A 7694-nucleotide genomic window follows, 5' to 3' on the forward strand; every position below is an offset into this window, starting at 1 on the left:
GTCCAGCTATTTTATGTAAGATTGCCTCAGTCTGAACTCGGTCACATAAAGGGCATGTGCGTCTTTGCAGATCAGACCACTTGTCTTCCAACGATCTGGGTTCTTTCTTCACTATTGTGTGTCAAGCTGGAATTCAGTGCCGAGTTCCAGCTGAGCCCTAGCTTCGAGACGATTTAGCGCTGCCGAGAATAAACATACATACGGTCCAGCATGTACGTTGAGTTCATTCAATCTTGAATACTGACGATTAAGCGGGAATGGAAGAGCTTCTGAACTAGACTTTTACAGAGCGTCCCATCTACCGCTATCTATTACTATTCTGTTTGTCCGACAAGTTCAAATTTGATGGGGAGACGATCAAGGTAAATGAATTTAATGAATATGTTCGCGATAGTTTCTCTGAATCCGGCGATGTTGCCATAAAACCTATGATGGGTGGATACCTTGTATATTTCAACGGCAAACTGATAGGTGACATTTGCAATAACGAGCTGTTTTAAAGAGGACGCCGACATCGGACAGGCTGCTCGCAGATTCCGAAATGCGCTATCTGTATGAAGGCTCGAAGACCCTGATGCATGTATTCGATAGCTTTGACGATAGGGCTCTGATTCTGGAGCGTCTGGATGGCATGTACGCTGAGCTTTCGGAAAAGAAACCCTCGAAAGCCAGATGAGAAAGACAGATCCCGGTTCTGCGCTCTCTCCGGTCGGCAATAATCTGATTGCGAAAAACAGACAGACGGGTATTCCGTTCCCCTCCGCCCCCTTCGTTTCGGAACTGCTCAACGTAAACTCAGTCACATGACTCCAAATATCGTTTTCCCAGCTCAGAGGGTTTACTCCCCAGTAAAACACGGGGCGCGTTCGGAGGCGTCGATCCCGGCGTGAACTCAGTTGTGCGAAACCGTTTCTCGTTTCCGCTGGCCAGGGATTTACTTCCCGGCAACCTGTTACCATCCCAGCTCTTTCGCGTGCCGAAGTGGAACTCAGCGCTGAGTTCCAGCTGAGTTCCGGTTTCGGGATGGTTACGCGCTGCCGAGAGTAAATGTAAGCGCAGTTCAGGAACCGTTTTGAGTTCACGGACGCTTGAATATCGACGATTGAGTGGGAGTAAGCTGGGGCTTCGTTCCATCTAGTTGCAAGCCGCCCGTCTAGTGGCGGTGGTTAGCATCTAGTGGTAGGAATAGGACAAAGCCACCGGGACTTTTGGGGAGTGACAAACGAGAATTTGCCCTGGAACCTTCGGATTTCGAGGCTTGTTTTATGGGCGTTAATTTCCAGAAATGAGCGATTTGAGGGTGACTTATTGCTTCTCGCTTACCGGTTGTACATTCATGCTGAATATTAGATAATATTAAGCGCGTTAGTACGCATGTAGGAGGAGAAGAGACGGACGCTCTGTTGGACATAGCCACAAGCTGCAACGGCTATGTTATCCCTGCTCAGGCGACAGGCGCCGGTATCCCCCGACGCAAGCTTACGGATGCCGTGAGCACCGGCGAGCTCGTCAAGGTAATTCGCGGCCTCGATGCGCTTCCTGATGTACGGGAGGATTCTTTCTACGTCGCGCAGCACCGTTTCTTCTGCGGAGTCTTCTCTGACGACACGGCGCTCTTCCTCCACGGCATGACGGACCGTGCTCCCTTCGCCCCGACGACGACCTTCCCCAGGAGCTACAACTCAACCGCAGCCAGGACAGCCGGAATTATATGCCGCACCTGCGCTGACAATGCTCTCGGTTTGGGTCTCTGCAGCATCAAGATCGAGCACGGCAACATGGTCAGGGCATACGACGTCGAAAGGGCGCTGTGCAATCTCGTCCGTAGTCAGAGCACGCCAGACGTCCAGCTGGTCACTCCGACGATGAGAGCCTACGTACGAAGCGAAGGCTGCGATCCCATGAAGCTTGTCGCCTACGCCTGAAGCCTCGGTGTGGGGCCAAAACTCGCAACTACCTGGAGGTGCTGCTATGAGGCCTAAGAACGCCATGCAACCCAAGACACACATTAACGCTAGAGCGAAGGAAGCGGACATCCACGCGCAGTCCCTGATGCGAAGCTACTTCTTTGAGAGGCCCCTCGAGCGCCTCTCAAAGTCTAGATGTCGCGACAACGTCATCATCAAGGGTCGCATGCTCATCTCCTCCTTCGTGGGAGTGGCGTCCAGGACGACGATGGACCTCAACACGACCGTCACCGGCTTCACAGTGACACATGAATCCGCCGAGAAGCGCGAGACTGTCGTCTCGCGAGGCGTAGCCAACACCCGCCCGCACGGATTCTATGACATACACCCGCTATGGCGAACCAAGGGTGACAGCCACGTTAACTCGACATTGCACGAAGCGCTCGAGGCCACGTGCGCTAAATGCGGCAGCGCCGAACGGATGGAGCGTTGGCAGATAGTCCTCAACGAAGTCTCAGCCGACCAGACGATGCTTGCGTTCTGGGGCAAATACGTGAAAAAGAACCTCTACGCATCTGGCATAGAGCTGGCGCAGTGCAGCGAGATCGCGAGGAAGGTACTGGGAGCGGCAATATGAGCGGGAGCGGCCAGATAGACTATCTTAATGAAGAGAGAAACAGGAATCCTCAGTTATGGCCGATAATTAAAGGGCTACTGGCCCTACTTGTGATCGTGCTTATCGCTGCATGTGGAACTGCGGTTTTGATTAATCTTGCTGGCCCTGGAGTCGCAGCCTTCTTTGCATCTCTTTCGACTCTGGACTCTGCAATTGTAGTCGCACTAATCACCGCAACGGTATCCGTGATTACGTACGTTTCTGGTAACGTTGCGGGCAATATCATGAAACGCAACGAGTATTTGCGTATGCATCGTGAAAAACCATACATGCAGCTCATTTCGATGTTCTACGACTTTCAGTCTCAGACCAGAACGGACAAGGATTTCACTCAAGAAGAGTTGATGAATCTTTTCAATCAGTTTACGAAAGAGTTGACTCTTTGGGGCTCTTCCAAAGCGATTAAGGCTTGGGGGAATTGGCGGGTTGCCTCTTCTCGGGGTCTTAATGACCCCAAGTACTTGTTGTTCGGAATGGAAAAGGTCCTTATACAACTCAGAAAAGACATGGGGCTGAAGCGAGGGATTGCAGAGGGGGATTTGCTTCGTTTGACCGTAAATGACATTGATGATTACATCGGCCAGAACAGGCGTGATTGATTGGCCAATAGCAGTAGCGTTTTCAGCAGTCTTCCAATCCTCATGGTGGGAATCTTCTGCCGCTCGGTGGGTCCGTAGGCCGACGTCTTCGACGCGCTGGTAGACCGCGACCTACGGCATGTCCATGAGGCCGTCGGGCAGGTCGCTTACTTCGGATGTCGAGGTGGCGGCGGGTTCCCGTTGTGTTTCGTCAAGCAGTTTTTCGTAACTCATCATCCAATTCTTTTGGGTCTCAGCGCGAAAGCTTTTCGGATTTCACCAAGGGCCGCGAGGCCTAGCCTTCCTTCCTGTTTCTCAGCATGAGCGAATCCGCGACGCGGCGGCTCTCGCCCTTGAACTCCACCAGCCTGCCGTGGTGCACTATCCTGTCCACCAGCGCCGATGCCAGCTTGTCATCCGCCAGTACCGTGCCCCACTTCCCGAATTCGATGTTGGTCGTCAGCACCATTGACTGGCGCTCGTAGCAGTTCGACATCGCCTGGAACAGCAGCCTGCCCCCGTCTGAGTCCAGCGGGATGTAGCCGAACTCGTCCAGGATCAGCAGGTCGACTTTTGACAGCTCCTGGTATCGCTCGTCCAGCCTGCTGCGCTCCCTCGCGGCCTTCAAGTCGAACACCAGCTGCGCGCATGACAGGAACCTCGCCGACTTGCCCGCGTCTACCGCCAGCATGCCCAATGCTATCGCAAGATGGGTCTTGCCCCTTCCCGTCGGCCCGTGGAACACGAAGTCCTGCTTCTGTCCCGGCCATTCCAGGCCCAGCAGCTGCTCCCACCCGTAGCCTTCCTGGAACCTCAGGTCGGACGGGTCGAACGCCGACGCCGATTTCACCGCCGGGAACTTGGCCTGGCGCAGGAGGCGTGCGTGCTTGCTGTCGCTTCTGACCTCGAGCTCATGGGAGAGAAGCTCGCTCACCGCCTGCATCTGCCCCGGGGTGGCGCGGTCCAAGAACCATGCCACCGTCGCGTTCGACAGCCGCAGGGTGCGCGCATCCCGCGCGATCCGCCCCTGCAGCTGGCCCTTCTCCGCCTTGCTAAGCACGGGACCCTCCCATCATCGCGAACACATCGTCGTAGGCGGCCATGTCGACCGGCTCGTCGTAGGCGACCACGCCGCGGGCGTTGACCTCGGAGGCGGCAAGTATGGACGCGGTGGCGCGGTCCATGCTGCCGCCGGCCCCGACGATGCTGGACACCGCGGCGACCGCGGGCCCCCAGCCGCTTTCGCTCGCGACGTCGCGCAGCACGCGCAGGGCCTTGCCGCGTCCGGCCGCGTCCGCGTCGTCGATCCATCGCCTGATGTCGTCGGAAAGGGCGGATCGGACGCGGCTCTCGTGTCAGCCGCCGGGCTTCCTGCAAAGCAGGGCCAGCTGGCTCACGGGGTCTATCGACTCGGTGGGCTTGTCGCCCCAGCCGCGCTCATGGGTGACGATGTGGGCCCCCTCGGAGTCGTATATGTCGACGTCGAACGCGCCGGCGCCCACGATGAGCCGTCAGCTCGCGTATGCGGGGTCCGTGGAGTAGCGATGGCGGCCGTCGAGAACGACGTTGCCGTACTCGTCCGCCTTGTGCTTGGTGCAGCTCACCGCGGAAAATCTCGAATCCGGCAGCGGGGACAGCGCGAAGCAGTCTTCCTCGAACAGCGCGAGCTGGCTTTCCCCTTTGCGGTAATGGGCCTTGTCCGAGGGTCCCATGCTCATGTCCAGCAGGCGCTTGTTGTACCGGCGCACGTTGTCGAACTGCGGGATCGGCACGAACAGCGAGCGGCGCATCGCTCCGACCTCGTTCTCCGCCGACCCCTTCTCGTGCCCGGCATGGGGGTTGCAAAACGCGTGGGAGAACCCGTAGTGGGCGGCGAAGGCCGAGAACAGCTTCGATGTGCTGATGACGCCCCATATCTTCCTGCCGACGCCGGTCGCGTTGTCGAAGACGATCTTGCGGGGCACGCCGCCTATGTGCTCGAACACGGCCAAAAGCCCCTCGCAGACGCATTCGGCGGTCTCGCCGTAGAACACCTGCGCGAGGCCCACGTTGGAGAACGGGAAGGCGCAGACCAGGTTGTGCATGCGGGTTCGCACGCCGACGATCCTGAAGTCGGCCTGGCCGAAGTCGACCTGCATCTGGCCAGGGGGCCAATCCTGGTCGAGGTACTGGGAGCCCGATCCCCTGCGCTCCTCCTTATAGCGCTTAACGTAGCGCCGGACCGTCGAGTAGGAGCCCTCGGAGCCATGCTCCGCGGCGAGGCGCTCGAAGACGCGCTGGGCCGTGTGGCGCTGCTTATACCAATTCTTGCGATCCTCCTCAAGCCACTTGTCGATCAGGGGAGCGTAGTCGTCCAGCATTGAGGGCACCCGTCTTTTTGCAGGGACCTTCGGAGACAGGTCTCCCATCCTGACGTATTTGCGCACCGTCGGCTCTGAGACGTTGGTTTTCCTGGATATCTCGGCTATCGACGAACCATCGCGATGCACCTGTCTAATATCCATGTATCATGGGCATCTCGATCATTTCCTTTCCGACCTCCTTTGTCGAAGACTGAGCAACGACAACTTAGGCCATCGGGGAAGGGTCGGGGGTGCCCTTGGTGATGAAACCCGAAATATCTGCGTGATGACTTCTGAAAAACCCTGATGACGAATCCCGCAATTATTACTCTACTTCAGACATACCGCTGAACAAGGTACCTTCGTGGTTCCTGTTTATAGCCTATGGGCCTACAGCTGACAGTAGTGATAGAGCCTAAACAAGCCCCCGTCCGTGACACATTGGGCGGGGACCTGTTCGTGGAGTTTCGCTGCCCTCGCATCACCTAAGCGATGGGTGAATGCAGTGAGGTAGGCAACTGTTTCGCTTCGAGCAATGGGATGGTTTTGGGCCAATTCTCCAATTAGGTTAATCAGCCTGTTTCATCGAAATATGAGAGGGCTCATCGACGTTGATTGCATATCCCTCTGGCACAATTACTTCAATCGTGCCGTCTGTTTTCAGTAACTGCGAACCTCCGCCATCGCCGGTAACCCATTCCTCCCAGCCCTCGCTGGTCTTATTTTTCTCATCCGCCTTGTAGACATTGACCTGCGTCGCATGGTCGCCGAGATTGGTCACCTCATAAGTTCCTGCCGGCACGAGGTATTCGTAAGTCCTATCCTCCTGGTCGGTTCCCTCGTTGAAGACGATCTTTTTGCCGTAGTCCCCAGCTTCACCAGCCACGATTTCTATAGTGAGTGGTTCAGCGGATGACGTCGCCTCAATTGTCGAAGTGGCCGCTTCGGTAGACTCTGCCGCACTCTGCGTTCCTGAATTATTATCTGCCTCGACATTAGAACTCGTTGGTGATGTCGCACCAAAACCGATTAGGCAGACAATGCTTACTGCCAAGGCGATAATGGCCTTCTTGGTTGCCTGCTTCCCTTCGTCTCTCTGCCCGGACTTTGATAGCTTCCGACCTTTTACAAGAAATACGATAAACACAATTAATGCGACTAACCATAAAAGGGCCAAAGAAGTACTCATTGCTTCCCCTTCCACAAAGACGACCAGAAAATAAAGATCTCTAAACTTTCTTTACAGCAAGCATCGATATAGTTTTCAGTATAACGATTGTTCCCAAAGCGCTGGTATCGGTATGAAGGTATTCTCATCGCGCAGCTCAATGCTCAAGCTTGGCATGTAACCGGTTTCCGACCGTCCATCAAATTGAGATGTCCGATACCTGCCGAGAGAGTCGCGCGGGCCACGAACTCAAGGATTCAACGAGTCCCCGGAGCAGAAGGGCTGAATCGTGCATATGTCTTCAGATAAAGGATTATCTGCGCGTATTGGCTAATCACCGCGTATGCACCCTCGATCGAATTTCTATAAAGCAAGTTGGGCTGGCAGACGGTCTGTGAACTCACTTCGCGGTATAGAAATGCATATCAGCAGGTAAACACCCTTGTTTTCAAGCCAGATATTTTACTCCCCATGCTCTTTTGCCTTGTGCCCGGCTAACATGAACTCAGCGTCCGGCTGAGTTCGAGCGTTTCCGCAGGTCAGGGCATTTACTCCCCGGAGGGTGAGTTCACGGTGAGTTTAAGGTTTTCGGGGCCTCCGCACTCTCAAGAGTAGACGTATTCTCAGGTAAACACTGCTGTTGAGTTCATGCTGAAGGGGCGTTGCGACTATCGAGTGGGAATAGCGGACCCCCGGTTTTGGTCGGACAAGGCCCTCCGTGGCGTATCGCAGTGTATCGCCATGTACGCTGCCAAGCATGACTAAGACCCCTGAACCTGACGTTTCAGGGGGTTCTTTTTCATGTGGCTTTTCTCCTAATTGCCGTACACGGCGACGAGTGGCAAAACTTTACGAACGGGGAGTAAGAGGCTTGTCGAGGGAGTAACTTGTCCCAGTTGTGCCGTCGCCTCCCCTTCAGGGCAAGCATGCACTCAGTGTGCCTACTTAGCCTTTTCTTCTGGTTGCGAACGCGCCTGCCATCGCCCCAGCGAAGACCACGGGGGCAAGCCTGACGAAAACGAA

8 protein-coding genes are annotated in these 7694 nt (G+C 55.5%); 3 read left to right on the top strand and 5 right to left on the bottom strand.

Annotated elements, in window-relative coordinates; genetic code table 11:
* The first annotated feature begins 1403 nt into the window (after positions 1-1403).
* The 3 genes from HMPREF2826_RS00195 to HMPREF2826_RS00205 are packed head-to-tail and all read left to right on the top strand — an operon-like array spanning position 1404 to position 3182.
* The gene (locus HMPREF2826_RS00195; RefSeq protein WP_246824622.1) at positions 1404-1925 is read left to right on the top strand and encodes a type IV toxin-antitoxin system AbiEi family antitoxin domain-containing protein; all 522 of its coding nucleotides are present in this window, start codon (positions 1404-1406) and stop codon (positions 1923-1925) included.
* 46 nt (positions 1926-1971) lie between these two features.
* Positions 1972-2544 (top strand): hypothetical protein, encoded by a 573-nt coding sequence (locus HMPREF2826_RS00200; RefSeq protein ID WP_070637957.1) that lies wholly within the window; start codon positions 1972-1974, stop codon positions 2542-2544.
* Entirely contained in the window at positions 2541-3182 is a 642-nt protein-coding gene (locus tag HMPREF2826_RS00205; RefSeq protein WP_070637960.1) for a hypothetical protein, read from the top strand. Before HMPREF2826_RS00200 ends, HMPREF2826_RS00205 begins: the two co-directional genes overlap by 4 nt.
* Before the next feature lie 274 nt (positions 3183-3456).
* Here the strand turns inward: HMPREF2826_RS00205 and istB are convergent, their stop codons facing one another.
* The 5 genes from istB to HMPREF2826_RS09205 all read right to left on the bottom strand — a co-directional run bounded on the left by istB (position 3457) and on the right by HMPREF2826_RS09205 (position 6692).
* Positions 3457-4221 (bottom strand): IS21-like element helper ATPase IstB, encoded by a 765-nt coding sequence (istB, locus tag HMPREF2826_RS00210; RefSeq protein WP_070637963.1) that lies wholly within the window; start codon positions 4219-4221, stop codon positions 3457-3459.
* Positions 4214-4426, bottom strand: a complete 213-nt coding sequence (locus HMPREF2826_RS09510; protein ID WP_210388933.1) for a hypothetical protein — start codon at positions 4424-4426, stop codon at positions 4214-4216. The genes istB and HMPREF2826_RS09510 overlap by 8 nt, the downstream gene beginning before the upstream one ends.
* Before the next feature lie 90 nt (positions 4427-4516).
* Complete coding sequence (locus HMPREF2826_RS09515; RefSeq protein ID WP_210388934.1) at positions 4517-4663, bottom strand: hypothetical protein; 147 nt, start codon at positions 4661-4663, stop codon at positions 4517-4519.
* Between the two features lie 9 nt (positions 4664-4672).
* Positions 4673-5665, bottom strand: a complete 993-nt coding sequence (gene istA, locus HMPREF2826_RS00215; RefSeq protein ID WP_210388935.1) for an IS21 family transposase — start codon at positions 5663-5665, stop codon at positions 4673-4675.
* A gap of 406 nt (positions 5666-6071) precedes the next feature.
* A complete protein-coding gene (locus HMPREF2826_RS09205; RefSeq protein WP_148138270.1) occupies positions 6072-6692 on the bottom strand; it encodes a hypothetical protein in 621 nt (206 codons plus the stop codon).
* Positions 6693-7694: the final 1002 nt, after the last annotated feature.

Origin of the sequence: Olsenella sp. HMSC062G07 (assembly GCF_001811895.1) — a bacterium.
GTDB lineage: Bacteria > Actinomycetota > Coriobacteriia > Coriobacteriales > Atopobiaceae > Olsenella_F > Olsenella_F massiliensis.

Bases quoted from the DNA above. Each gene is read 5' to 3' on its own strand.
- HMPREF2826_RS00200 (WP_070637957.1), top strand. From the start codon at position 1,972: ATGAGGCCTAAGAACGCCATGCAACCCAAGACACACATTAACGCTAGA.
- HMPREF2826_RS00205 (WP_070637960.1), top strand. From the start codon at position 2,541: ATGAGCGGGAGCGGCCAGATAGACTATCTTAATGAAGAGAGAAACAGG.
- istA (WP_210388935.1), bottom strand. From the start codon at position 5,665: ATGGATATTAGACAGGTGCATCGCGATGGTTCGTCGATAGCCGAGATA.
- HMPREF2826_RS09205 (WP_148138270.1), bottom strand. From the start codon at position 6,692: ATGAGTACTTCTTTGGCCCTTTTATGGTTAGTCGCATTAATTGTGTTT.